Source organism: Shigella sp. FC1967 (assembly GCF_001743005.1).
Taxonomy (GTDB): domain Bacteria; phylum Pseudomonadota; class Gammaproteobacteria; order Enterobacterales; family Enterobacteriaceae; genus Proteus.
This window is the reverse complement of the sequence record NZ_MIIZ01001329.1, coordinates 1-392: the sequence shown is the minus strand read 5'-3', so window position 1 is coordinate 392 and position 392 is coordinate 1. Positions and strand designations below refer to the sequence as shown.

Genomic DNA, 392 nt, shown 5'->3' with positions numbered 1-392 from the left:
CTAGGTTGTCCGGGCGACGGTCGTCCGGTTCAAGCATGTAGGCAGAGTGATTAGGCAAATCCGGTCACTTAATGCTGAGGTGTGATGACGAACCACTAAAGGTGGTGAAGCAATTGATGCCCTGCTTCCAGGAAAAGCCTCTAAGCTTCAGGTTACCAACAATCGTACCCCAAACCGACACAGGTGGTCAGGTAGAGAATACTCAGGCGCTTGAGAGAACTCGGGTGAAGGAACTAGGCAAAATGGTGCCGTAACTTCGGGAGAAGGCACGCTGGCGGTAAGTGAAGTCCCTTGCGGACGGAGCCGAAGCCAGTCGAAGATACCAGCTGGCTGCAACTGTTTATTAAAAACACAGCACTGTGCAAACACGAAAGTGGACGTATACGGTGTGA

Annotated in this window: 1 rRNA gene; it reads left to right on the top strand. The window is 51.8% G+C overall.

Annotation, left to right across the window (positions count from 1 at the left end):
• Positions 1-392: ribosomal RNA gene (locus BHE89_RS21695) — 23S ribosomal RNA — on the top strand; the annotation flags it as partial.